At 73.3% G+C, this 22,574-nt stretch carries 22 protein-coding genes; 10 read left to right on the top strand and 12 right to left on the bottom strand.

Going from position 1 to position 22,574, the window contains the following annotated elements; all coding sequences use genetic code 11:
- The first annotated feature begins 38 nt into the window (after positions 1-38).
- The 3 genes from AB0L37_RS30950 to AB0L37_RS30940 all read left to right on the top strand — a co-directional run bounded on the left by AB0L37_RS30950 (position 39) and on the right by AB0L37_RS30940 (position 2,725).
- Positions 39-596, top strand: a complete 558-nt coding sequence (locus tag AB0L37_RS30950; RefSeq protein ID WP_365512745.1) for a quercetin 2,3-dioxygenase — start codon at positions 39-41, stop codon at positions 594-596.
- Positions 593-1,486, top strand: coding sequence for an alpha/beta hydrolase (locus tag AB0L37_RS30945; protein ID WP_365512742.1), 894 nt, complete (start codon positions 593-595; stop codon positions 1,484-1,486). The genes AB0L37_RS30950 and AB0L37_RS30945 overlap by 4 nt, the downstream gene beginning before the upstream one ends.
- A gap of 75 nt (positions 1,487-1,561) precedes the next feature.
- Positions 1,562-2,725, top strand: a complete 1,164-nt coding sequence (locus AB0L37_RS30940; protein ID WP_365512739.1) for an alpha-hydroxy-acid oxidizing protein — start codon at positions 1,562-1,564, stop codon at positions 2,723-2,725.
- Here the strand turns inward: AB0L37_RS30940 and AB0L37_RS30935 are convergent.
- The 5 genes from AB0L37_RS30935 to AB0L37_RS30915 form a co-directional block, all read right to left on the bottom strand.
- A complete protein-coding gene (locus tag AB0L37_RS30935; protein ID WP_365512736.1) occupies positions 2,706-3,506 on the bottom strand; it encodes an SGNH/GDSL hydrolase family protein in 801 nt (266 codons plus the stop codon). The genes AB0L37_RS30940 and AB0L37_RS30935 overlap by 20 nt on opposite strands.
- A 5-nt stretch (positions 3,507-3,511) precedes the next feature.
- Positions 3,512-4,621, bottom strand: a complete 1,110-nt coding sequence (locus AB0L37_RS30930) for a hypothetical protein (protein ID WP_365512733.1) — start codon at positions 4,619-4,621, stop codon at positions 3,512-3,514.
- A complete protein-coding gene (locus AB0L37_RS30925; RefSeq protein ID WP_365512731.1) occupies positions 4,612-5,820 on the bottom strand; it encodes a hypothetical protein in 1,209 nt (402 codons plus the stop codon). Before AB0L37_RS30925 ends, AB0L37_RS30930 begins: the two co-directional genes overlap by 10 nt.
- A gap of 71 nt (positions 5,821-5,891) precedes the next feature.
- Positions 5,892-6,395, bottom strand: coding sequence for a flavoprotein (locus tag AB0L37_RS30920; RefSeq protein WP_365512728.1), 504 nt, complete (start codon positions 6,393-6,395; stop codon positions 5,892-5,894).
- Positions 6,388-7,197 (bottom strand): N-formylglutamate amidohydrolase, encoded by an 810-nt coding sequence (locus tag AB0L37_RS30915; RefSeq protein ID WP_365512725.1) that lies wholly within the window; start codon positions 7,195-7,197, stop codon positions 6,388-6,390. Before AB0L37_RS30915 ends, AB0L37_RS30920 begins: the two co-directional genes overlap by 8 nt.
- 190 nt (positions 7,198-7,387) lie before the next feature.
- Here AB0L37_RS30915 and AB0L37_RS30910 point away from each other — a divergent pair, with 190 nt between their 5' ends.
- The gene (locus AB0L37_RS30910; protein ID WP_365512722.1) at positions 7,388-7,708 is read left to right on the top strand and encodes a hypothetical protein; all 321 of its coding nucleotides are present in this window, start codon (positions 7,388-7,390) and stop codon (positions 7,706-7,708) included.
- Positions 7,709-7,891: 183 nt separating this feature from the next.
- On the opposite strand, the gene AB0L37_RS30905 is transcribed toward AB0L37_RS30910, so the two are convergent.
- A complete protein-coding gene (locus tag AB0L37_RS30905) occupies positions 7,892-11,074 on the bottom strand; it encodes an amidohydrolase family protein (RefSeq protein WP_365512720.1) in 3,183 nt (1,060 codons plus the stop codon).
- Positions 11,075-11,362: 288 nt separating this feature from the next.
- On the opposite strand from AB0L37_RS30905, the gene AB0L37_RS30900 reads away from it, so the two are divergent.
- The 5 genes from AB0L37_RS30900 to AB0L37_RS30880 all read left to right on the top strand — a co-directional run bounded on the left by AB0L37_RS30900 (position 11,363) and on the right by AB0L37_RS30880 (position 16,166).
- The gene (locus AB0L37_RS30900) at positions 11,363-12,187 is read left to right on the top strand and encodes a hypothetical protein (RefSeq protein ID WP_365512717.1); all 825 of its coding nucleotides are present in this window, start codon (positions 11,363-11,365) and stop codon (positions 12,185-12,187) included.
- Between the two features lie 65 nt (positions 12,188-12,252).
- Positions 12,253-12,993, top strand: coding sequence for a hypothetical protein (locus AB0L37_RS30895; protein WP_365512714.1), 741 nt, complete (start codon positions 12,253-12,255; stop codon positions 12,991-12,993).
- Between the two features lie 50 nt (positions 12,994-13,043).
- Positions 13,044-14,480: a GDSL-type esterase/lipase family protein gene (locus AB0L37_RS30890; RefSeq protein WP_365512711.1), complete on the top strand. Its 1,437-nt coding sequence runs from the start codon at positions 13,044-13,046 to the stop codon at positions 14,478-14,480.
- A gap of 72 nt (positions 14,481-14,552) precedes the next feature.
- Positions 14,553-14,900, top strand: a complete 348-nt coding sequence (locus AB0L37_RS30885; RefSeq protein ID WP_365512708.1) for a tetratricopeptide repeat protein — start codon at positions 14,553-14,555, stop codon at positions 14,898-14,900.
- Between the two features lie 120 nt (positions 14,901-15,020).
- Positions 15,021-16,166, top strand: a complete 1,146-nt coding sequence (locus AB0L37_RS30880; RefSeq protein ID WP_365513021.1) for a methyltransferase — start codon at positions 15,021-15,023, stop codon at positions 16,164-16,166.
- 117 nt (positions 16,167-16,283) lie between these two features.
- Here the strand turns inward: AB0L37_RS30880 and AB0L37_RS30875 are convergent, their stop codons facing one another.
- Together AB0L37_RS30875 and AB0L37_RS30870 are read right to left on the bottom strand one after the other, a co-directional pair.
- Entirely contained in the window at positions 16,284-16,697 is a 414-nt protein-coding gene (locus AB0L37_RS30875; RefSeq protein WP_365512705.1) for a VOC family protein, read from the bottom strand.
- Complete coding sequence (locus AB0L37_RS30870; protein ID WP_365512702.1) at positions 16,694-17,278, bottom strand: dihydrofolate reductase family protein; 585 nt, start codon at positions 17,276-17,278, stop codon at positions 16,694-16,696. Before AB0L37_RS30870 ends, AB0L37_RS30875 begins: the two co-directional genes overlap by 4 nt.
- A gap of 146 nt (positions 17,279-17,424) precedes the next feature.
- Here AB0L37_RS30870 and AB0L37_RS30865 point away from each other — a divergent pair, with 146 nt between their 5' ends.
- Positions 17,425-18,102: an AIM24 family protein gene (locus AB0L37_RS30865; protein WP_365512699.1), complete on the top strand. Its 678-nt coding sequence runs from the start codon at positions 17,425-17,427 to the stop codon at positions 18,100-18,102.
- A 15-nt stretch (positions 18,103-18,117) separates the two neighbouring features.
- Here AB0L37_RS30865 and AB0L37_RS30860 read toward each other — a convergent pair whose 3' ends face one another.
- From AB0L37_RS30860 to AB0L37_RS30845, 4 genes are all read right to left on the bottom strand, one after another.
- The gene (locus tag AB0L37_RS30860) at positions 18,118-18,561 is read right to left on the bottom strand and encodes an SRPBCC family protein (protein ID WP_365512696.1); all 444 of its coding nucleotides are present in this window, start codon (positions 18,559-18,561) and stop codon (positions 18,118-18,120) included.
- A 90-nt stretch (positions 18,562-18,651) separates the two neighbouring features.
- A complete protein-coding gene (gene treY / locus AB0L37_RS30855; RefSeq protein WP_365512693.1) occupies positions 18,652-21,030 on the bottom strand; it encodes a malto-oligosyltrehalose synthase in 2,379 nt (792 codons plus the stop codon).
- A gap of 58 nt (positions 21,031-21,088) precedes the next feature.
- A complete protein-coding gene (locus AB0L37_RS30850) occupies positions 21,089-21,907 on the bottom strand; it encodes a VOC family protein (protein WP_365512690.1) in 819 nt (272 codons plus the stop codon).
- A 76-nt stretch (positions 21,908-21,983) separates the two neighbouring features.
- The coding region (locus AB0L37_RS30845) for an alpha amylase C-terminal domain-containing protein (RefSeq protein ID WP_365512686.1) at positions 21,984-22,574 on the bottom strand (591 nt) is incomplete at its 5' end.

Here is a 22,574-nt window from a genome sequence, read left to right as displayed (position 1 = left end):
CATAGTCAGGCAGCCTGACAAAGCGAGGGTGAGCAGTCATGACCATGGAGTACGCGACCCGGTGGCGCAGCGCCTCCCGTATCCCCGCCGATCCCACGAAGCCGTACGTCATCGAGAAGGGCGAGGGCGACCGGGCGCATCTGTTCGGGGATCTGATCACCGTCTACGCGGGCGGCGAGCAGACCGAGAACTGCTTCAACTTCTTCACCGTGGAGGGGCCGCGGGGCGACATCATCCCGGCGCATCTGCACGCGGACACGTACGAGGTGTTCTACGTGACGCAGGGCGCCGTGCGGCTCTTCGTGGAGGACACCGAGGGCGAGCAGCTGGAACGGGTGCTCACACCCGGCGACTTCGGGTTCGTGCCGAAGAACTGCCCGCACGCCTACCGCATCGAGCGCCACCACAGCCAGATCGTCGGCGTCGCCGCGGGCCCCGGCGGGACCTTCGAGCGGTTCTTCGAGACGCTGGGCACACCGGTGGAGGGTCTCGGCCTGCCGGCCGAGCCGTTCGTGCCGGAGCCGCGGAAGTTCGGCACAGTGCCGGACGCGTACGACGTGCGCTTCCTGCCCGGTCACCAGTGGCGGACGGCATGACGCCGGGCGGGCTGCGGGACCTGATCGCGGCGCCGCACCCGGACATCGCGCCGCTGCCGTTCGCGGCCGAACGGCCGGGCGGCATACGGGTGTTGCGTGGTGTCCCGTACGCGGAGCCGGCGGGCGCCCGGCCGTTGGAGCTCGACCTGTGGCTACCGGCACGGGCGCCGGGGCTCCCCTGCCCGCTGGTGCTGTTCGTGCACGGCGGGGCGTGGCGGCGCGGGCGGCGCGACGACATGGGGATGCATACGCGGGCGTGGCAGCCGGGGCCCTTCGAGCGGCTCGCGGCGGCCGGGATCGCGGTGGCCTGCGCCGACTACCGGCTGAGCGGCGAGGCGACGTTTCCCGCGCCCCTGGACGATCTGCGGGCGGCGCTGGACTGGCTGACACTGCGCTCGGCCGAGGTCGGGATCGATCCGGGGCGCGTGGTCGTGTGGGGCGAGTCCGCGGGCGGGCATCTGGCGTCACTGCTCGCACTGGCGCGGGGCGGGCCGCGAGTCGCGGGGGCCGTCGTCTGGTACGGGCCCGCCGATCTCACGACGGCGCGGCCGCCCTTCGATCCGGCCGACCCGGCGACGCCGGAGGCGCTGCTGCTGGGCGCCGCACCCGCCGAGGTGCCCGAACTGGCCTTCGCGGCAAGCCCGTTGCGGCAGGCGCATGCGGACGCGCCGCCGTTCCTCGTCGTGCACGGGGAGGCCGACTCCATGGTGCCGTGCTCGCACGGGCGGGATCTGGCGGCGGCGCTGCGGGCCGCGGGCGTGCCGGTGGAGCTGCGGACGGCGCCGGGCGCTGATCACGGATGGCACGGGGCGGGCGAGGCCCGGGTGCGGGAGATCTTCGAGGCGTCCCTGGAATTCGTGCGGCGGTCGGCCTTTGCGGGGCGGCGCTGAGCTGGCAGATTGGGGTGCGCGCCGCCCGGAATCCGGATCCGGCGTCAACTTCAAGGTCCGGTGCGAAGGAGCGCGATGAGCCCGCAGTTCGGCGACTACCAGTTTGAGATCTACCTCGACGGGCTGCGCGGGGTCGTCCCCACGCAGCCGATGGGGTTCGCCGAGCTGGAGGAGCGGGCGCGGGTGGCGCTGCCCGCGTCCGTGTGGTCGTACGTCGCGGGCGGCGCGGGCGACGAGCACACGCAGCGGGCCAATGTGCGGGCGTTCGAGCGGTACGGACTGATGCCCCGCATGATGGTCGGCGCGGCCCAACGGGACCTGTGCGTCGACCTGTTCGGGCTGCGCCTCGCCTCTCCCCTGTTCATGGCGCCGGTCGGCGTGATCGGCCTGTGCGCGCTGGACGGGCACGGGGACCTGGCCACCGCGCGGGCCGCGGCGCGCACCGGTGTGCCGATGGTGGCGTCGACGCTGTCGGTCGACCCCATGGAGGACGTGGCGGCGCGGTTCGGGGACACCCCCGGCTTCTTCCAGCTGTACACGCCGACCGACCGCGACCTCGCCGAGAGCCTGGTGAAGCGGGCGGAGGCGGCGGGCTTCAAGGGCATCGTCGTCACGCTCGACACCTGGGTCACGGGCTGGCGCCCACGGGACCTGTCAACCGCCAACTTCCCCCAGCTGCGCGGCCATTGCCTCGCCAACTACACATCGGACCCGCGCTTTCGCGACCTGGCCGGCTCCACCGCCCCCGACGACGTGGTGCGCACCTGGGCCGGTGTCTTCGGCAACCCGCTCACCTGGGACGACCTCCCCTGGCTGCGCTCGCTCACCGATCTGCCGCTGATCCTGAAGGGCCTGTGCCACCCGGAGGACGTGCGCCGGGCGCGGGACGGCGGCGTGGACGGCATCTACTGCTCGAACCACGGCGGCCGCCAGGCCAACGGTGGGCTGCCCGCGCTGGACGCGCTACCGGGGGTCGTCGAGGCGGCGGACGGCCTTCCGGTCCTCTTCGACTCGGGGGTCCGCTCGGGCGCGGATGTCGTCAAGGCGCTCGCCCTCGGCGCGACGGCGGTGGGCGTCGGCCGCCCGTACGCGTACGGGCTCGCGGTCGGCGGCGAGGACGGTCTCGTCCACGTCCTGCGCTCGCTGCTCGCCGAGGCGGATCTGATCATGGGCGTGGACGGCTATCCGACGCTCGCGGATCTGACGCCGGAGGCGCTCGTCACGCTTCCGCGGGCCTGACGGGCGTCAGCTCGGGCCGTTTGGCGGCGCGGCCGTCGCCCGACGAGCGGCCGCGCAGCCGGCGCCCGAGCCACGGCCCGAGGAAGGTGCCGACCCAGCGCGCCTCGGCCGCGACCATCCGCAGCCCCGCGGGCACGGGCGTGTCGGGCGGCGGCAGCGGCCGGGTCCAACTGTCGTCGCTGCCCGGCAGGTTGAGCGCGTCGGCGAGGGCGGCGGCGATCCGGTCGTGGCCGAGCGGGCTGGCGTGCAGCCGGTCGGCGCACCACAGCCGCGGGTCGGTGACGACGGCGACGTCCGCGGTGTCGGCGAGGACGACGCCGTGGCGGTGGGCGGCGGCGCGGATCCGGGAGTTGAGGTCGACGACACGCCGCGCGAGCGGCCGCGCGAGGGGAACGAGCCGGCCGACGTCGGGGAACGTCACCCCCACGACGGTCGCTCCCGCCTGGGCGAGTTGGGCGTACATCGCCTCCAGGTGGCCCGCGACGGCGGCGGCGTCGAAGGACGGCCGCATCAGGTCGTTGACGCCCGCGACGACGGTGACCAGGTCGGGCTTGAGCGCGAGTGCGGGGGCGAGCTGCTCGGCGTGCACGTCCGCGGCGAGGCGGCCGCGCACGGCGAGATTGGCGTAGCGCACCTCCGGGTTCACCGCCGCGAGGCGCTCGGCGAGCCGGTCGGCGAAGCCGCGCAGGCCAGTGGCGTCGTCGCCGTCGCCGTCGCCGACACCTTCGGTCTGGCTGTCGCCGAGTGCGACATACCGCAGGTACGTACCGCTGTCCGTCATGGCGTTCACCGCTTCGTGTTCGGGATCGCGTGCGGGGGCTCGCAGCCGTGGGCCTTCGCGGAGCGTGCGGCGAAGGCGGTGAGCGCGGCGCGTTCCGCGCTCAGCTCCGCGGGGTCCGTCGACGGCTTCTTCGTGCTGCGATCGTACGAGGAGGAGAGCTCGAACAGGGCTTGTCCGTCAGGGCACTTGGCAGTGGTCCAGGTCGATCCGCGCACCGAGCCCCGCAGTCGCGCGGGCCGGTCCGGGTCGGGGACGTCGCCCTCGTCCTCGTACGACCTCGCGTACTCGGCGAACCGCTGCTGCGCGTACGTCCCGAAGGACGCGGTCAGGACGCTGCGTTCGGCGCCCGCGCCGCTGAGGGCGCACACCTCGTACGGGGCGCCGCTTCGGGCGGTCTCCGTGGCACGGGTCAGCGTGCGGGTGCCGGGGACGCCTGCGCAGGTTCCGGACGCCGTGCGCAGCGGTTCGTACTCGTCGTCGCGGAGCACGGGCAGGTCCAACGAGCGTACGGGGCCGCCGAGTCGGGTGTCACAGTCGCGCGCCTTCGCGGCCTTGGCGGCCGTGGTGGTGGCGATGCGGGCGTACGCGGGGCGGTTCGCCGGGTCGTCGAGCGTTCCGGGGAGCTCGCTGGTGACGGTGACGGACAAGCTCTTGGTGGGCCCTGAGCCCGCGCAGCGCAGCAGGAGGGCGACTCCCGCCTCGGCGTCGCCGGTGGGGACGCGGGCGGGCCGGGACTCGCGGGCGCCGGTCCAGAACAGGCCCGACCAGCCGTGGCCGACGGGCACCGGCAGGGTGGCTCCGTTGGCGTGCCCGAAGTAACCGCCGAACTCCGGTCCGCCCGCGCGCGTGGTGTCGTCGACGGTGATCTCGGCGCTGCCCGCGATACTCACCCGGCAGTGGGCCAGGCCCCCGTCCCGTGTGTCGACGTCGACCTGCCCGCCGCCCAGGACGGCGCGCACCGCGTCGCGGTCGAGGAGTCCGCCGCACGCCGCGTCGAGGGCGGCGTTGTCGCGCCACCGCTGGAAGTCGCCGTGGAACAGCAGGAATCCGGCGACGAGCACGACCGCGGCCAGAGGCGCGCCGATCGCGACGCGCACCGTGCGGCTCACTGCCATTCCTCCACCTCCCCGATCAGTTTCGTGTCGTGGCAGCGCTGCTGCCGGGGCCAGGCGGCGGGGTCGTCGAGGTAGGCGTCGAGGACTTTCCGTACGGCGGTGGAGAGTTCGGCGCGCCGGGCCTTGCTCACGTCGATGTCGAAGCCGTGGCCGTCGACAGCGAAGCGCGCCGTGACACGGTGGTACGTCGGCCCCGCCGCGCACTGCGCGCGGGCCCACAGGTCGAGGGCCGCTCCCCCGTCCTCCTGCGGGACGGTGGTGTCGCGCCGGCCGTCCTGGAAGTCGGGGGTGTCGCCCGAGCTGCGGTACTGGTCGTAGGCGCTGTCGCCGACCTCGCCCGCCCAGCTGGCGGCGGTGATGTCGGTGACGTCCCAGTCGGCCGGGTCCTCGGTGTCCGCGGAGGCGGTGCACACGCTCAGCAGCCGGGAGCCCTGGAGGTCGCCACCGGCGGTCCATTTGCCGGGGAAGCCGGTCCGCGCGCCGAGGCCGCGGCACTTGGGCTGGTCGCGGCCCGGCTCGTCGACCGAGGTGACCTTGTAGTCCTTGGTGACATGGGCCTCGTACGGGTCGACGACCTCGTCCGGCTTCTTCAACGGGGACCCGCCGCACTTCTGCCGTGCGGTGATCTTGTTGGCGACGTGCACGGCGGTACGGAAGTCGGCGAGTGTCCCGGCGCGCGGCAGGTCGACAGCGGCGTCCACGTGCAGGAGCCCGGTCGGCCGCACCTGGCCGCGCAGGCCCGCCGGGCATTCGGCCAGGAGCCAGACGCCGCCCTGCTTCGCTGTTGTGCCGGTGAGGCCGGGCGCCTCGCGCTCGGGTCCGTACTCACCGGGCGCGAGGTCCTCCACCTCGACGGAATCGGGCAGTTCCGACAGGACCGGCACGGCGGTCACGCGAACCTCTCCGTGCCCGGGCCACGCCACGGTGCAGTGGGCCGCCGAGCGGCTCTGCTCTCCGGGTTCGAGCTCGGTGCCGTACTCGTCGACGCGTCCGGCGACCGCGTCCGGGACGAAGGGGCGCAGCTCCTCGTACGGAAGCATGCCGGCGCACGCACGCTTCAACTGGGCGCGGTTCGCGGCGAGATGGCCGCCTTCGTCGCCGCCGACCGCGAGGGCTGTGGCCGCTCCCGCGATGAGCACCATGGCCAGTGCGGCGAGCGCGATCACGCGCCGACGCGGCACAAGACGTCGTTCAGCCACGTCTCCCCGTCCCCCGTTTCCCGATCCCCGTTCCCCCGTGATGTACGGCAGCGGAACCTATCAGCCGCCGCTCACCCGTCGGCGAGCAGGTCCGTCGCCGCCTCCCACCGGAACTCCCCCTCGGCGAAGCGCACCCCCATTCCGCGCAGCCGCAGCAGGCTCTCCTGGTAGGCGGGATGCCGCCCCAACTCCTCGTTCACACGCGGCAGTACGACGACGGGGACGCCGGCCCCGTACGCCTCGCAGAGCGTCGCCACGGCGAGGGTGTCCGCGATGCCACCGGCCCACTTGTTGATCGTGTTGAACGTGGCGGGCGCGACGACCATCGCGTCGGCGGGCGGGAACGGGCGCGGATCGGCAGGCATACGCCAAGCCGAGCGCACCATGCGTCCCGTCTGCGTCTCGACCGCGTCGACGTCGAAGAAGCGGCCCTGGACGGCGGTCGGCGTCGCGATCACACCGACCTCCCAGCCCTGGTCCTGCGCCTCGGCGATCAACTTGCCGACACCGTCCGCGATCCCGGCCGCACACACGACGACGTACAGGAAGGGCTTGACCGTGGCGCTGTCAGCCATGGGACACCGCCTCGATCAGACCGGCGAGCGCGGCCGCGGTCTTCGCGAGACCGTCGTGGGGCGTGACCGGCTCGTCGAGGTAGACGTCGCGGCGCACCTCCAGCATGAGGGCGCTGACCCGGGCGTCCCTGCCGTAGTGCCGCAGCGGGACGTACGTCCCGGCGAACGGGGTGTTCAGGGCGCTCTCCCCGAGCGGCGCGAACGCCTCGCGGGCGGCGGCGAGGAGAGCGTCCGGCGTGTGGAAGGGGTCGGTGCCGAGGCAGACGGGCGGGCGCGGGTCGTCGCCGTGGAGTTCGTACGGCAGCGCGCGGCTGGGATAGGAGTGCACGTCGATGATGACGGCGCGGCCGGTCGCCGCGAGCCGGTCATCGACGGCGCGCGTCATCGCCTCGGCGTACGGATCGAAGTACGTGGCGAGCAAGTGCGCCTCGTCGGCGGCCGGTTCGGCGCGCAGCGGGGCGCGCTGCGTGGTCCGCGTGTAGACGGCGCCCATGCCGACCGCGCGCATCTCCTCCCGCTCGTCGGGGAACCGCTCCGGGTCGACGACGAGCCGCGACAGCTCGTTGACGAACCGCCACGGCGTGAGACCCGCCGCCTGCGCGGCCTGTTCGGCGATCTCCCGGGTGTGCGCGTCGGTGATGAGGTCCAACTCCCGCTCCAGCGCGGCGTCGTCGAGCACGATGCCGCGGCGCACGTCCGAGGGGATGACGCGGGCGCCGTGCGGCACGTGGAGCAGAACCGGCGACTCCGGACTGCCGGGGAGCAGCCGGTGGCCGGGCGGGGCGGTGGGCGTGGTGTTCATGGGCCTACTCTGCCCCGGGCGTCCCGTGGGGCGAAAGCCGCGGTTGCGGCGCGCGGACCGCGCCCGGCCTGCCCCGCCCGGCGGAGCGAGACCACGGGTCGGCGGAGAACACGGCCTTGGCTTTCCCGTGGGGCTTGTCGAGTTCCCCTCGCCCCGGTGGAGCCGTGGCAGTGGCCTCCACGTCGGGGGGATGAGGCCGGGGCAGGACTTCGCTCACTTCGCGTTCGGCGTCGGCGAGCGGCTGAGCGGAGACGCGGCCTGCCGCAGTGACGAACGGTTCCGGCCGGTGGCGGACGGTCTCGCGCTGCGGGCGGCGTGCCACGTGCGCCGGCTCCGGGACCGGTTCCCCGACCTCGAGGCCCTGTCGGCCTGCTCGGCTCTCCAGGGGACAGGGCGCGGCTGGTCCTGGGACACGTGGAACGCCGGGGTCGCGACGGCACTCGCCGGTGACACCTCCGAGGCACGTCAGCGCCCCACCGCCATCCTCGACGAGGAGCCCATCGCTCCCTAAAGGGAAGAGGCCCAGCAGACCACGCGCGCACTCCTGTCCGTGGTGGAGGACAAGGCTGCCGTACGGGCCTGGGCACGGAGCCGCGTCGCCTCGCGCCGCAGCAGGCTGAACCTGCCCCGAGACCGCACGGTTCGCACCCAGCCCCCTTCTTGCCGTCCTGCCCGCACGGGAGTCCGGGCGATCTCAGTAACCGGGGTCGCAGCAGCCTTCGCGGCGCATCAGGCGTCCCACTTCCAGCCAGTCCTCCTCGGGCCGGGCCTCGCGCGTGCTGGGGGTCTGCGGGGTGAAGGCGGCGACCAGGTCGGCCTGGTGGAAGGGGGTGCCGCCGCGCAGGACCGCCGTCGTGCGGATCAGGTCGTCGAAGTCCGTGAACGGGTCGCCGTCGACGAGTGTCAGGTCGGCGAGTTTTCCCTCCTGCACGGTGCCGAGGTCGGTGTCGGCGCCGAAGACGCGGGCGGGCAGCAGGGTCGCGGTGTGCAGGGCCTGGGCCGGGGTGAGGCCGCCGCGGTGCAGGGCGCGCAGGGCCAGGTGCAGATGCAGGCCGACCGGGACGAGGGGCTGGTCCGTGCCGAGGGCGATCAGGCCGCCGGCCTCCAGGATGCGCCGGTAGACGGCGATCTCCCGGTCCAGGGTGGCGAGTTGGGCGCCGGTCGGCGCGGTGGCGGCGGCCTTCACGACGAGCGCGGTGTCCCAGGGCGGCATCAGGGTGGTGACGCGGGGGTCGTCGGCGATCGAGGGGTCCGCGCCGGTGAGGGGCTGCGCCGTGAACGGTGTCGCCACGAGATGGAAGTCGCCGGTGCGGTGGTAGATCTCGTCGACGTCCCGTCCGGCGCGCCCGGTGGCCGTCGTCGCGTGCCCGAACTCAAGGCGCTGGGTGGCCTGGAGATGGGTCGTCAGGTCCTGGCCGACCTGGATGCCCGGGGTGCACAGGTGGCTGCCGCTGCGGACGCCGAGCCGTTCGTGGGCGAAGCGGGCGGCTTCCCGCATCACCCAACCGGGCGCGCGGACATAGGTCTTGACGAAGTCCCAGTCGAGGGCGGCCGCCCGGTCGAGGGAGCGGCGCAGGCCCGCGCGGGTGCGGTGGGCGCGGCCCATGCTGTACGCGACGCGGGCGCCGTCCAGGAGTTCGCCGGTGGCGAGGAGGCGGGGCCCGGCGAGCGCGCCGGCGTTGACGGCCTCCCGGATGCGGGCCTGTTCGTAGGCGAAGCCGCCGAGGGAGACGGCGGTGGTGATCCCGTACGCGAGTTGCAGGGCGGTCTGCCGACCGCCGTAGGTGGACTGCCAGGGGTGCGTGTGGGCGTCCCAGAGTCCGGGGAGCACCGTACGGTCGGAGGCGTCGACGTGCCGGGCGGCGGGTCTGCGGCCGGAGCGGTGCGCGGAGACATCGGTGATCCGGCCGCGTTCGACGGTGATGTCGACGTCCTCGCGGACCGTGCTCCCGGTGCCGTCCCAGAGGCGGCCGGCGTGCACGACGGTGTCGGCGGGGCGCGGGCGACGGTGGTCGAGGGGGACGCGGACGGTGCGGGCGGTGCCGTCGGTCACGTCCAGGAGGCGGAAACGTCCAGCGGCGAGATAGAGGACGCGGCGGCTGTCCGCGGACCAACTGGGGTGATCGGCGGCCTCGTCGGTGACCTGGTGGGGTGCGCCCTCGGGGGTGCCGTCGGGGCGGACGGGCAGCAGCCACAGCGCGGACTCGACGATCACGGCCATGGTGCGGCCGTCCGGTGACCAGACGGGTCCCGAGTCGTAGCGGTCGGCGAGCGAGACGTGCGGGGCGACGGGGTGCAGCGTCGCGTCGCCGGTGGCGGTGTCGACGACGCGGATCAGGTTGTGGCCCTCGCGGAACCGCTGGTTGAGGCGGCCGCGGTCGCACAGGGCGATGCGGCGTCCGTCGGCCGACCAGGTGGGCCTGCCGGGCAGACCGCCGCTGCCGAGCGGCTTCGCGAGGACTTCCTCCGTGCCCGTGGCGAGGTCGCGGACCACGAGGTTGCCCGTCATGTCGAGGCAGGCGAGCCGGGCGCCGTCGGGCGACAGCGCGGGGAAGACCCGGCCGCCCTCGGCGAGGACGGTCTCCTTGCCGGAGGCCAGGTCGTGGCGGCGTACGGAGAACAGGCCCGCGCGGTCGTCCGCGTAGACGAGGGCCTTGCCGTCGGGTGTCCAAGCCGGGGCGAGGACGTAGCGGGTGGGCGGGGCCTGCACGACCCGCCGCGGGGAACGCCCGCCCGATGTGGCGGCGATCCAGAGGGAGTTGAGCGCGGCGAACGCGATCCGCTCGCCGTCGGGCGACAGGGCGGGCAGGTGCGGGGCGCGCACGGGCCGTACGCCGCCGCTGTCGAAGTCGTAGGACTTCACGCGGTAGCGCGGCCGGTCGACGGTCAACTCGGCTCTGAAGGGGATGAGTTCGGGGTCGGCGGGAGCGGCGGGGCGCACGATGCGGAACGTGCCGTCGACGGTGAGGAGCAGCGCGTCGGCGCCGGTCCAGCGCGGCGGGACGGGCGCGACGTCCCCGGCGACGGCCACCGGGGCGCCGTCCACGACGAGCGTGCAGCTCGCGGTGGGCGCGGGGGTCGTCCGCAGATACGCGAGCCGTCCGTCCGGGGAGACGGCCGGGGTCATGACCTGGGCGCCGGAGCCGTCGGTGCGCTCGACGGTCACAGGCCCCGAACCGTCGGCGGCGACGGCCGCGACGGTCGACGCCTGGAGGGTTCCGGCCGCGGTGACGACGCCGCGCACGAACAGCACCCGCGAGCCGTCCGGCGACCAGGCCGGGTCGAAGTCCTCCCAGGCGCCGTCCTGTCCGGGCCCCGACTGCCCTTCCCTGCCGGTGAGTCGGGTCAGCGAGCCGTCGCGTACGTCCACGACCCAGATCCGGTACGGGCTGCCCGCGACGGGGTCACCGCCGCGCTCGGAGGCGAACGCGATGCGCGTGCCGTCCGGCGACCAGGCGGGGCCGCGGTCGTCCCACGGCCCGTCCGTCAGCTGCCGGGGCCTCCCGCCGTCCGCGTCGAGGAGCCAGAGGTGAAAGCCTCCGCCCTGGTAGGCGCTGACGACGAGCCGGTCGCCGGAGGGCGCGAACTGGGGCCTGGTGGGCTCCAGTTCGGGCGCGGTGAGCCGGGTCGCGGTGCCGCCCTCGCGCGGGACGGACCACAGCACGTTCTGGATCTCGGCGACGATCCGGTCGCCGGACGGGGCAAGGGTCGCCGCGCCGTTCGTGGCCGTGGTGAAGGAAAGGCCGGCGGGGCGGCTCGCGGCCGCCGCGGGCAGGTCGAGCACGGCGCCCGCGGCGATGGCGCCGGCCGTGACGGTGGTGGTCCGCAGGAATCGACGACGCGAGAAGGACGGGCCGGTGACCGGGGTGGTGTCCATGGGGCTCCCAAGGCGCTGAGGTGGACGCAGGACCGGAGGTGCCGGAGGTCGGAGAGGTGCGCGAGTCGGGGATGGGGCGGGACGCACAGCAACATACGGCGCGGGACGACGGATCGGTCCCGACGCGCGTCACCGAGGCCGGATCAGGTCCCCATGGGGCCGACGGATGCTGGTCGCCCACGGGCTCCCGGCGCGCCCGTCGCCCAATCGGAGGAAGATCCACTCCTCGCGCGCCCCTGCCTTCCGTGTCGGCCCGGGTCGACCGGCGGGGCCTGTGAGCATGCCGGGGTGCTGCCAGAAGCGAGCTCCCCGTCCACGAACACTCGCCGCCCGGGCGCGCGGCTGCGCGCCGCTCTCCGGCTCGGCGTGCTCGCGGCCTCGCTCGTCTCCACGGCGGCGGGCCCGGCCGCCGCGGTCGGCGGCGCGATCACGGACGTACCGCCCGGACCTGAGGCGCATGTCGCCCTGCGCCTCAGGGGTGAGGTGGGCGTGGGCGCACTGCTGCACGTCTCGCTGTCCGCGCGGCTGACGTACCCGCGGCTGTCGGCGACCACGACCGGCCGGCTGAACTGCGCCGAGGCCGAGCAGACGCCGCCGACCGCACAGCATCCGCCGGTGCCTCCGGCTGCGGTGGTGCCGCACGAGCCGGTGGTGCCGCGCAAGCCCGAGCCGGTGGTGCCGCCGGCTGCGACGGTGCCGAAGGCCCCCGTGGCTCCTGTCGGGCCGGCGCGCCCGCGACCCCAGGTCCCCCCGGTTCCCCGGCCGCCGCTCCCCCAGCGTCCCGTCGTCCCCGCCACCCCTGCGGACCCGCCGGCGGCGAATCAGCCGGCCGCCCCTGCGCCGGGCGACGCGCCCGCCCTGGCCCCCGCCGTCCCCGCAGCGCCTCCCGCGCCTCCCGCCGCCGCGGACGAAGCCGTGCCCGTATCCCCGGCCGCACGTCCACGGAAGCGGCCGGTCGACCCGTCGCCGCCCCGTCGCCACCACCGGCTGGTCGCCGCCCCCGCGAGCGGACTCGGTGGCGGGCCGAGCGGTCCGTCCACCGCCGCCGTGGTGCTGCTCATCATCGTCCCGGCCACGGCCGGCGCCGCCGCCCTCGGTTCGCGGCGCCGCTAGCCCTCGCGGCCGAAGGCGCTGCCGGTTCCCCTCGTCACCGATCCCCCTCGTCGCTAGGTGTCTCCATGCTCGAAACCCTTGCCATCGTCCTCGGGGCGGCGCTCCTCGCCGTCGCCTGTGTGGGCCTCAAAGTCCGGTTCTGGCCGTCCTCCGACTCGGAGGAGCGCGAGGACGTCGCCGAGTACATCTCGATGATGGTCGGCGTGTTCTACGCGCTGATTCTCGGCGTGTCCCTGGTCTCCGTCTGGGAGGTGCGCAGCGCGGCGCAGGACGCGGTGCAGACGGAGGCGAACGCCGCGCACCAGATCAGCGTGCTGGCCGACGACCTGGCCCCGCGCCAGACCGTGGGCGTGGGGCCGGGCATCGACGCGTACGCCTCGTACGTCCAGGACGTGGAGTGGCCGGAGATGGCGGCGGGGGACCCGATCGGCGACCGCGGCTGGGAGCTGCTCTCCGTGGTCCGCAAGGCCGACGCCCAGCTTCCTGACAACGCGACCACCACGCAGGAGATGGCCACGCAGGAGGTCCTCTCCCAACTGGGCACGCTCGGCGACGCGCGCAGCGACCGGGAGGAGGTGCCGGACCGGACGATGCCCGGGCCGCTGTGGCTCGGACTGATCATCGGCGGTGTGCTCTCGGTCGCGTTCATGTTCGTCTTCGAGGTGCGGCGCAGCTTCACGCACGGGGTGATGGTGATGGGCCTGGTCGGTCTGATCGCGTTCCTGATCGTGCTGATCACGCAGCTCGACTCGCCGTTCAGCGGCCCGTTCGCCGTGGACGCGACGCCGTTCAGCAGGTACTTCTAGCCGCTGCGGCTCGCCGCGCGGACCGGCGCGCGGCTCCGTAGCCTGATCGCGTGGCGCCGATCACGGGACGTGCCTCCCGTCTCACCCAGGGTGTCCGCCGAGGCGGCCGCTCGCTCGGCGGCGCCGTGGTGCGCCGGACCTGGGCGTGGGCCGAGCGGATCGGGGCGATCACCTCCGACGCGCCGCACGGGCACCGGTTCGCCCACCTCGGTGCGGGCGTCCGGATCGGCTTCCCGGTCGGCTGCCTGTACGGCACGGAGTGGATCTGTCTCGGCGACGGCACGCTCGTCGGGAGCCAGGTGACCATGACGGCCGGGATGTTCCCCGGCCTGGATCTCGGCCCCGACCCGGTGCTGCGCGTCGGGCGGGGCTGCGTCGTCGGACGCGGCACGCACATCGTCGCCCACGAGTCGGTGACCATCGGTGACCACGTCTTCATCGCGCCGCACGTGTACATCACCGACCAGAACCACGGGTACGCGGATCCGCACGCCCCGATCGGCGGGCAGCCGCCCCGCAACCGGCCGGTGTCCGTCGGCGACGGCTGCTGGATCGGAGCGGGCGCCGTCATCCTGCCCGGCGCCCGCCTCGGCCGGAACGTGGCGGTGGCCGCCGGCGCCGTGGTGCGCGGCGAGTTCCCCGACCACTGCCTGATCGGGGGTGTGCCGGCCCGCGTGCTGCGCCGGTACGTGCCCGGATCGGGCTGGCACAGCACATCGAACCCCGAGGAGGACGCCGTGACCGCGAACGACCAGGTAATCCCCATCATGATCGTGGGCGACTCGATCAGTCACGGCAGCAGCGGCGACTGGACCTGGCGCTACCGGCTGTGGCGCCACCTGCGCCACCAGGCCGTGGACCTCGACCTCGTCGGCCCCAAGGACACCCTGGACAACATCCGTACGGAGGAGGTGGGGGACGACGACGACACGTACGCCGACCCCGACTTCGACCGCGACCACGACGCGCAGTGGGGCCGCCCGTACGTGACCGAGAAGGACGAAATCGAGGCGAAGACGCGCGAGCACGACCCCGCGTATCTGCTGGTCCTGCTCGGGATCAACGACCTGTTCTGGTACGGCGTGGAGCCGCCGCAGTTCGAGGCGAACCTGCGCGAGTTCATCGCCAACGCCCGGCGCGGCAGGCCGGGGGTGGCCATCGCCCTGGGCACGGTCCTGCAGTGCCAGAAGGCGGTGGACGACGCGGCGTTCGGTGCGCGCGTCGCCGGGTCCAACGAGCGCCTGCGGGCGGTGGCCGCCGACCTCGACAGCCCGGCGGAGCCGGTGGTGGTCGCCGAGACCGCGGCCGAGTTCGTCGCCGGTGAGCACACCTGGGACGGCACCCATCCGAACCCGAACGGCGAGATCCGGATCGCGTCCGCGTTCGCCGACGTGCTCGCGGACCGCTTCGGCATCGGCGCGCGCTACCCGCGGCCGTACCCGGACCTCCCGCCCGTGGCGCCCCACGCGAAGGCGAGCATCGACTGAGGTCCTGTGCCCGGCGGCCTGGGAATATGCCGAGCGCCGTCCCGGTTGAGCGCCGTGAAGGAGGCACCACCGATGGAGCAGAAGTACTACACGCACGGGACGGCCGCGGAGCGCTGGGAGCGGGCGCGGATGTTCTTCGACGCGAAGGAGTACGCGACCGCCGCGCGGATCCTCGACGATCTCGTCGAGGAGGTCCCTGAGCAGGTGGGTCCGCGACTGCTGCTCGCGCGCTCCTACTACCACTCGGCCCAACTGCGGCGCGCCGAGGCCGAGTTGCGCACGATCGTGGAGCGTGACCCGGTGGAGCACTACGCCCGCCTGATGCTCGGCCGGACGCTGGAGCGGCAGGGCAGGAGCGCCGAGGCGGCGCCTCATCTGCGGATGGCGGCGGCGTTCGCCGGTGACTTCCAGGAGAGCTGAGAACCCCCGCAGGGGTCGGTGCGGCCGGAGCGTGACGCCCGGCCGCACCGTTGTGAGCTGGGGCTCCGTTAGCCTTGCGGAACGATGAACCGTACCGATCAGCCCGCCCCGGCCCCCCGTCTGACCACCCCCTGGGGGGAGGTCGGCCTCACCCGCTACCCCGTGGACCCCCGCGACCAGCTGCGCGCGTGGGATGCCGCGGACACGTATCTCCTCAAGCACCTCGCGGAGTCCGGCACCGATCTGACGGGCGCGGTCGCGGTCGTCGGCGACCGGTGGGGCGCGCTGGGCACGGCGCTCACCGGCAGCGCCGGGTGTGCACCGACGCTGATCTCGGACTCGTACCTCGGGCAGCAGGCGACGTACGCGAATCTGGAGCGGAACGGGCACGGCGGCGCGACGCTGCTCACGACGCGGGAGGCGCCGCCCGAGCGCGTCGACGTCCTTCTCGTACGGGTTCCGAAGAGCCTCGCCCTGCTGGAGGACCAGCTGCACCGGCTGCGTCCGGCCGTGCACGAGGGCACCGTGGTCGTCGGCACCGGCATGGTCAAGGAGATCCACACCTCGACGCTGAACCTCTTCGAGCGGATCATCGGCCCGACCCGGACCTCGCTCGCGGAGCGCAAGGCGCGGCTGATCTTCGCGACGCCGGACCGGAGCCGGACGCCCGGCCCGAACCCGTGGCCGCACCGCTACGAACTCCCGGACGACATCGGCGTGTTGGCCGGTCGTACGGTCGTCAACCACGCGGGGGTCTTCTGCGCGGAGCGGCTCGACATCGGCACCCGGTTCCTCCTGGGGCACCTGCCGCCGCGCACCGGTGCCGCGCGCATCGTCGACCTGGGCTGCGGCAACGGTGTGGTCGGGACGAGCGCGGCGCTCACCGAGCCGGACGCGGAGGTCGTCTTCACGGACGAGTCGTTCCAGGCGGTGGCGTCGGCGGAGGCCACGTACGCGGCGAACGCGGGCGAGCGGCCGGGCAAGGCCGACTTCCGGATCGGGGACGGCCTGGCGGGACTCGCGCCGGGCAGCGTGGACCTGGTGCTGAACAACCCGCCGTTCCACTCCCATCAGGCGACGACGGACGCGACGGCGTTCCGCATGTTCACCCAGGCACGCGAGGCGCTGCGCCCGGGCGGCGAGCTGTGGGTCGTCGGGAACCGCCATCTCGGCTATCACCTGAAGCTGCGCCGTCTGTTCGGGAACAGTGAACTGGTCGCGAGCGACCCGAAGTTCGTGGTCCTGAAGGCTGTGAAGCGCTCCTGAAGGCTGTGAGGCGGGAGACGTCAGAACGGCATGGCGCGCAGCGCCGGTGACGCGGCGAGGGTCGCGGCCAGCAGGCACACTTCGGGCCCATCACGCACATCCGGCGTATCAGGCGTATCAGGCGAAGTCCGCCGCGGTGATGCCCTCGGCATGGCCGGGCGGCCATTGCACCAACTCGATCCGGTAGCCGTCCGGGTCGGTGAGCCATGATGTCGCCGGGCCGTGCGGGCCGCCCGGGTGCTGGATCGGTTCGGGGCTCAGGCCGGAAGCGGTCAGGGTCTTCAGGGTGAGGGCCAGCTGGTCCACCTGGATGGCGAGGTGGTCGAAACCGCTGCCCACGTCGACGGGGCCGGCGCCGGGGCGGTGGACCAGTTCGAGCGAAGCCGCCGGTTCCTCGGGGAACTTGAGGAGGGCGAGGCGGGTGCCGTCGCCGGTCTCGACCCTGCCCAGTTCGGCGTAGCCCAAGGCCCCGTAGAAGGCGAGGGAGCGGTCCAGGTCCGTGACGCGGTAGGAGACGAAGAGTGTTTTCACGCGGCCTCCTCCGGACGGCGCACCCGGTAGCGAAGATGCGTCACGTCCCGGGCCTCCAGGCGTCGGACGAGGTCGAGTTCGATGTGGTCGCCGCCCAGGTGGTCGAAGAGCCGTCGCCCCTCCCCGAGCAGGACGGGGACCAGGTGGATCTCCATCTCGTCGAGCTGTCCGGCACGGAGCAGCGCTTGGGCCGCCCCCGCCCCGTGCACCATGACCGGCCGGTCCCCCGCGGCCGCGCGGGCCTGCCGGGCGCAGTCCTCGACATCGGTGACGTATCGCGCGTGGCCGGGCGGCACGTCCCCCTCGTCCACCCGGTGGGTGAGGACGAAGATCGGCACGCCGTCGTGGTGGTCGCCCTGCCAGCGCCCGGCGAGTTCGAAGGTCCGGCGCCCGGAGATCAACGCGCCGGTCGCCAGCGCCTCGCGGTAGACCTCGCCGCTCGGGCCGTCGGAGTTGCGGTCGTCGAGCCAGTTGAAGAGCCGCCCTCCGTCGCGCCCGAGTTCCTGTCCCGGCTTGTCGTCCGGACCGGCGACAAAACCGTCGAGCGACATCGACATGTAGAGCCGAATCGGGTTGCTCATCCCGGCCTCCCTCTCTGTTCTCTCCGCTTCCGGACCGCCGACCGGGCCCGCCCGTCACAAAGGAGACCGCGGCCCGCCGCCGAACTCATCGGCCGGCACGGTTCCGCTCCTTGTCGGAACGAATCCCTCCGGGCGACGATGCCGGGATGAAGGGTGATCTTTTCGCAAGTGAGTTCATGGTCCAGGCCGCCGTGGCGCCGGGCATGTCCGTGCAGAACGCCAAGTCGATCCGGTACGTGGTCAACGGCGAGATGCTGGCGCGGCAGGGGGCGATGATCGCCTACCGGGGGAATCTGCAGTTCGAACGGAAGGGGCAGGGGGTCGGCGGCATGCTGAAGCGTGCCGTCACCGGGGAGGGGCTCGCGCTGATGAAGGTGCGCGGGCAGGGCGAGGCCTGGTTCGCGCAGGAGGCGCAGAACGTGTTCGTCGTGGACATCGAGCCCGGCGACGTGTTCACGGTCAACGGCCGCAACGTCTTGTGCTTCGACGCGACGCTCTCGTACGACATCAAGACCGTGAAGGGCGCCGGCATCACCGGTGGCGGTCTGTTCAACTCCGTGTTCACCGGGCACGGCAAGCTCGGCCTGGTCTGCGAGGGCAATCCGCTGGTGCTGCCCGTGTCGCCGCAGCAGCCGGTGTACGTCGACACCGACGCGATAGTGGGGTGGACCGCCAACCTCCGTACGTCGCTGCACCGTTCGCAGTCGCTCGGGTCGATGATCCGGGGTGGTTCCGGTGAGGCCGTGCAGTTGATGCTGGAGGGTGAGGGGTTCGTCGTGGTACGGCCCAGTGAGACGACTCCTCAGAAGCCTCAGCAGCATTAGAGGCGTTCGCGAGCACTAGAGCCGTTCGCGCTCCTGGACCGCGATCCTCGCCAGTTTCGTCAGCATCATCCCGTTGCGCACCTTGACCAGGTAGTCCACCGGCAGCCCGTGCATCCGGGTGCCGGGGCCGCGCAGCGGGTGCCAGTCGAGGACGAAGAGGGTGTGCTCGCCCCAGGGGACGAGGTTCATGGCGACGCGGGCGGCCCCGAACGGCTCCGCCTTCGCCTCCAGTTCGAGTCGGCGCTCCGGCTCGCAGATCCGTACGACGCTCTTGTCGTCCAGGGTCAGCGGGCCGAGCCCGACGCGGAACGTGATGGTCGAGCCCACCGCGGGCCAGTGCGGGTCCTCGGCGAGGACGGCCTGGTTCCCCGTGACCCATTCCCCGTACCGATGCCCGTCGGACAGCAGGCGCCACACTGCGGACGGCGGGCTCAGGATCAGACGGCGGTTTCGGGCCACGGGATCACGCTCCTTCTCAGGACCAGTGTTCAGCCCCTGAACCTCTCCAGCAACCGCCGTCACGTGCGAGCCTCCCGTGGCCGATCGTGCTCAGCCCTCCTCGGTGCGGACGAGGAGTGCCACGGGGAGGCGTGCGAAAAGCTCGGCGACGCGTACATGCCCGCCGAACCGGCGGTCCGGCGGCTGCGGGGCGAGCACGTCCGTCCACTCACCCGCGGGCAGCGCGAGCTCCGTCGACCGCCAGCCGCCCGCCTCGGCGAGCCGCAGGGAGAGCCGGGTCACCGCGACGACGACACGCTCCGCGCGCGCGTAGGCGACACAGTGCGCCTCGCCGGGGCCCCGGGCCGACACCGGTACGTACGTGGCCCCGCCGCCGAACCACTGCGGGTGTGCGCGGCGCAGCCGAAGCGCCACCGTGGTGAGCGCGGCCTTCACACTGTCGGGGTCCGGGGCGAGCCGGGCGGGGGCGCGGTTGTCGGGGTCGACCAGGGCGCGGTACTCGTGCTCCGTGTCCTGGTAGAGGTCCGGGACGCCCGGCATGGTGAGGTGGAGAAGGGCCGCGCCGAGGGTGTTCGCGTGCACATGGGGCCGCAGGCCGTCCATGAAGCGCAGCACCTTGTCGCCGGGCGGCCCGCAGGGGCCGGACGTCACGAACTCCGACACCGCGCGCTCGTAGTCGGCGTTCGGCTCGGTCCAGGTGGTGAACAGGCCTGCCTCGCGCGCGTGCTTGAGCATCGTCTCCCGCAGGCGTGCCGGTTCGGCGGGACCGAGGCCGGCCGCAGACTGCCAGGCGGCCCAGGCCAGTCGGGGGTCGGGCGCGGTTGCGGCGCCGTCTCGCGCGATGTGCTCGGTGACGTCCGTGAGCAGCGCCTCCCAGCGCTCGGGGCACTGCGTCAGGACGGAGATCGCGGCCCGTACGTCGGCGCTGCGCTTGGTGTCGTGCGTCGACAGGGCCGTCGAGGTGCTCGGCCAGTCGCGCTGCACGCGCGCGCAGTACGCGTGGAACCTCGCCACGGACACCGCCGGGCGGCCGGGTGAGCCGCCCACCTCCAGGGCCGACAGCAGCGGCGTGTACCGGTAGAACGCGCTGTCCTCCACCGACTTGGCCCGCAGCGCGGAGGAGGTCTGCGCGAACCGGGCCCGGAACGCCAGGTGTCGCGGACTCCCGCCCCGGTGTCCGAGTGCCAGGTCCCGTACGGTGTCGACGGCGCGGGCCTCCTCGGGCACCGTGAACGCGTCCTTCGCCTGCTGCGCCGCCGAAGCCGTCAGGACCGCCTCAGGAGGGTCGCCGCCGGTCACGTAGGGCCGGTACACCGGGACCCGTACCAGAAGTTCGCACAGGGCTGTACGCAGCGCCCACGGGGCGTGGTCGCGCAGGTCGGGCTCCTCGTCGCACAGCGCGGCGGCCTCCCGGGTGAGCCGGTCCACCTCGGTGGCCAGTTCGTGCGTGACGACGCGGTACGCGGCCCGGCGCGCGGTCGCGGTCCAGTTCCCGCCGAGGTCCGCCGTGACCCCCGTGAACCGGCGGAACCGGCCCACGAGTTGATCGGCGCCCGCCGGATCCGTGAACAGCCCGTCGATGTGCCGCAGCGCGTCGTAGCCGGTGGTGCCGGCCACCGGCCAGGCGGCGGGCAGCCGCTCCCCGTCCTCCAGGATCTTCTCCACGACCGTCCACCGGCCCTCGGCGGCCTCGCCGAGACGCCGCAGGTAGGCGCCGGGGTCCGCGAGGCCGTCGGGGTGGTCGATGCGCAGCCCGTCGATCACGCCCTCGCGCAGCAACGCGAGCGTCTTGCCGTGCGTCGCCGCGAAGACCTCCGGGTCCTCCACCCGTACGGCGATGAGATCCGAGACCGTGAAGAAGCGCCGGTAGTTGAGTTCGGTGCGGGCCAGCCGCCACCACGCCAGGCGGTACCACTGCGCGTCGAGCAATCGGGGCAGCGGCAGTGTCTGCGTGCCCTCACGCAGCGGGAAGGCGTGCTCGTAGTACCGCAGTACGTCGCCGTCCACCTTCAGGTGCGGCAGTTCCTCGCCCAGCGGGCGGCCCAGGACCGGCAGCAGCACCCGGCCGCCCTGCGCCTGCCAGTCGATGTCGAACCAGCGCGCGTACGGGGACGCGGAGCCCTCGCGCAGCACCTCGTACAACGGCCGGTTGTGGGTGACGGCCGCCGCCATGTGGTTGGGCACCACGTCCACGACCAGGCCCAGACCGTGCGCGCGCGCCGTCCGGGCCAGCTCGCGCAGCCCCTCCTCGCCCCCCAGTTCGGCGCGCACGCGCGCGTGGTCCACCACGTCGTAGCCGTGCGTCGAGCCCGGCACCGCTTCCAGGACCGGCGACAGGTGCAGATGGGAGACCCCCAGGGAGGCCAGATACGGCACGGCGGCCGCCGCGGCGGCGAACCCGAAGTCCGGTTGCAACTGGAGCCGGTACGTCGCCGTGGGCGGCGTCATGGTGGGGGTCGCGGGCAGCATCGAGGGGAAGCTCCTTTCGGCCCGGCGCAGTGGGCCCTCGCCAGGGAGGCGAATGCGGTCACGCCCCCTGGCCCGACCGTGCGGTACGTACCGCCTCGTTCACCACGAACGCGGCGCCGGCCGGGTCCGTCAGGATCGCCTCGGGCGGGTCCGTTCCGCGTGAGAGGGCCCGGCCGCCGTGGGCTCGTGCCGCCTCCACGCACGCCGCCACGTCCTCCTCGAAGAAGTGGACCTGCCACCGGGGGCGGATCGCCGGATCCGGTGCGGAGTCGACCGCGCCCGAGTAGACGCGGGCCACCACATCACCGTGGTTCCGCAGAACGACTCGTTCTTCCTCGTAGCGGACGTCACAGCTTCCGGGTTCGTCTGATGCCCACCCCAGAACCTCCGCGTAGAACATCGTCGCGTCGAAAGCATTGCGCGTGTGCAACTCCACGAACGTCGGGGCCGCGCGGCGCCATTCCTCCCAGTCACTCACCAACTCGCCCTCCCAAACGCCGAAGACCGCCCCGTCCCGGTCGGCGAGCACGGCCGCCCTCCCCGGAGGAAAGGCCAGGGGGCCCACCGCGGTCGTCCCGCCGCGTTCGCGCGTGCGGGCCACGACGTCGTCGGCACTCGCCGCGGCGAAGAACGGCGTCCACACACCGGGCGAAGACACCATTTCCGTGGAGGAGAGTCCTGCCACCGGCACGCCGTGCACGCTCGCGAACCGGTAGTACTCGCCGAGCCTGCCCACACGCCAGTCCCATCCCAGCACCGCGTGGTAGAACTCCTCTGCCGCTCCCAGGTCGGGTGTGGACAGGTTGACCCAGCATGGAGCGCCCGGCACCGAGCTGCTGTGCGGACCTGCACCCCGAGCTGCGATGGACGTGTTCATCTCATACCCATCTGACGGGCCCGGCCGGCACCCGCAGCGCCGGCCGCGGACACGGAGGACAGGCTCGTGGAGCCGCTCATCGGACCGGGCGACCGCGAGCGTCCTGCTCCGCGTCCGCGTCCGTCGGAGCCAGCCACAGCGTGGACAGCGGCGGCAGGCACACCTCCAGCGACACGGGCAGACCGTGCCGGGCAACCGGCGTCTGGGGCAGCGAGGGGACGTTGCCGACCCCGCTGCCGCCGTACCGCTGCGCATCCGTGTTGATGACCTCCCGCCATACGCCGGAGGCCGTCCGCGGGACACCGAACCGGACGCCTTCCCGTATCACCGGCGAAAAGTTGCAGAGGGCCAGCAGAGGGCTGCCGTCGGCCGAGTAGCGCAGGAACGCGAGCACATTGTCGTCGGCGTCATCGGCGACGACCCAACGGAAGCCTGCCGGGTCGCAGTCTCTCTCCCACAGGGCGGGGGTGTCGCGGTAGACGGTGTTCAGGTCGCGGGTGAGGTCGCGTACGCCCCGGTGGTCGGCTTCGGCGCCGTAGCCGGGGTCGAGCAGCCACCAGTCGGGGCCGTGGGCCTCGGACCACTCGGCGCCCTGGGCGAACTCCTGGCCCATGAACAGGAGTTGTTTGCCGGGGTGGGCCCACATGAAGCCCAGGTAGGCGCGGTG

This window comes from Streptomyces sp. NPDC052225 (assembly GCF_040679615.1).
GTDB lineage: Bacteria > Actinomycetota > Actinomycetes > Streptomycetales > Streptomycetaceae > Streptomyces.
The sequence above is the reverse complement of the archived record's forward strand: the minus strand, read 5'-3'. Positions and strand labels throughout refer to the sequence as shown.

Bases quoted from the DNA above. Each gene is read 5' to 3' on its own strand.
- AB0L37_RS30950 (WP_365512745.1), top strand. From the start codon at position 39: ATGACCATGGAGTACGCGACCCGGTGGCGCAGCGCCTCCCGTATCCCC.
- AB0L37_RS30945 (WP_365512742.1), top strand. From the start codon at position 593: ATGACGCCGGGCGGGCTGCGGGACCTGATCGCGGCGCCGCACCCGGAC.
- AB0L37_RS30940 (WP_365512739.1), top strand. From the start codon at position 1,562: ATGAGCCCGCAGTTCGGCGACTACCAGTTTGAGATCTACCTCGACGGG.
- AB0L37_RS30935 (WP_365512736.1), bottom strand. From the start codon at position 3,506: ATGACGGACAGCGGTACGTACCTGCGGTATGTCGCACTCGGCGACAGC.
- AB0L37_RS30930 (WP_365512733.1), bottom strand. From the start codon at position 4,621: ATGGCAGTGAGCCGCACGGTGCGCGTCGCGATCGGCGCGCCTCTGGCC.
- AB0L37_RS30920 (WP_365512728.1), bottom strand. From the start codon at position 6,395: ATGGCTGACAGCGCCACGGTCAAGCCCTTCCTGTACGTCGTCGTGTGT.
- AB0L37_RS30915 (WP_365512725.1), bottom strand. From the start codon at position 7,197: ATGAACACCACGCCCACCGCCCCGCCCGGCCACCGGCTGCTCCCCGGC.
- AB0L37_RS30910 (WP_365512722.1), top strand. From the start codon at position 7,388: ATGAGGCCGGGGCAGGACTTCGCTCACTTCGCGTTCGGCGTCGGCGAG.
- AB0L37_RS30905 (WP_365512720.1), bottom strand. From the start codon at position 11,074: ATGGACACCACCCCGGTCACCGGCCCGTCCTTCTCGCGTCGTCGATTC.
- AB0L37_RS30895 (WP_365512714.1), top strand. From the start codon at position 12,253: ATGCTCGAAACCCTTGCCATCGTCCTCGGGGCGGCGCTCCTCGCCGTC.
- AB0L37_RS30885 (WP_365512708.1), top strand. From the start codon at position 14,553: ATGGAGCAGAAGTACTACACGCACGGGACGGCCGCGGAGCGCTGGGAG.
- AB0L37_RS30870 (WP_365512702.1), bottom strand. From the start codon at position 17,278: ATGAGCAACCCGATTCGGCTCTACATGTCGATGTCGCTCGACGGTTTT.
- AB0L37_RS30865 (WP_365512699.1), top strand. From the start codon at position 17,425: ATGAAGGGTGATCTTTTCGCAAGTGAGTTCATGGTCCAGGCCGCCGTG.
- treY (WP_365512693.1), bottom strand. From the start codon at position 21,030: ATGCTGCCCGCGACCCCCACCATGACGCCGCCCACGGCGACGTACCGG.
- AB0L37_RS30850 (WP_365512690.1), bottom strand. From the start codon at position 21,907: ATGAACACGTCCATCGCAGCTCGGGGTGCAGGTCCGCACAGCAGCTCG.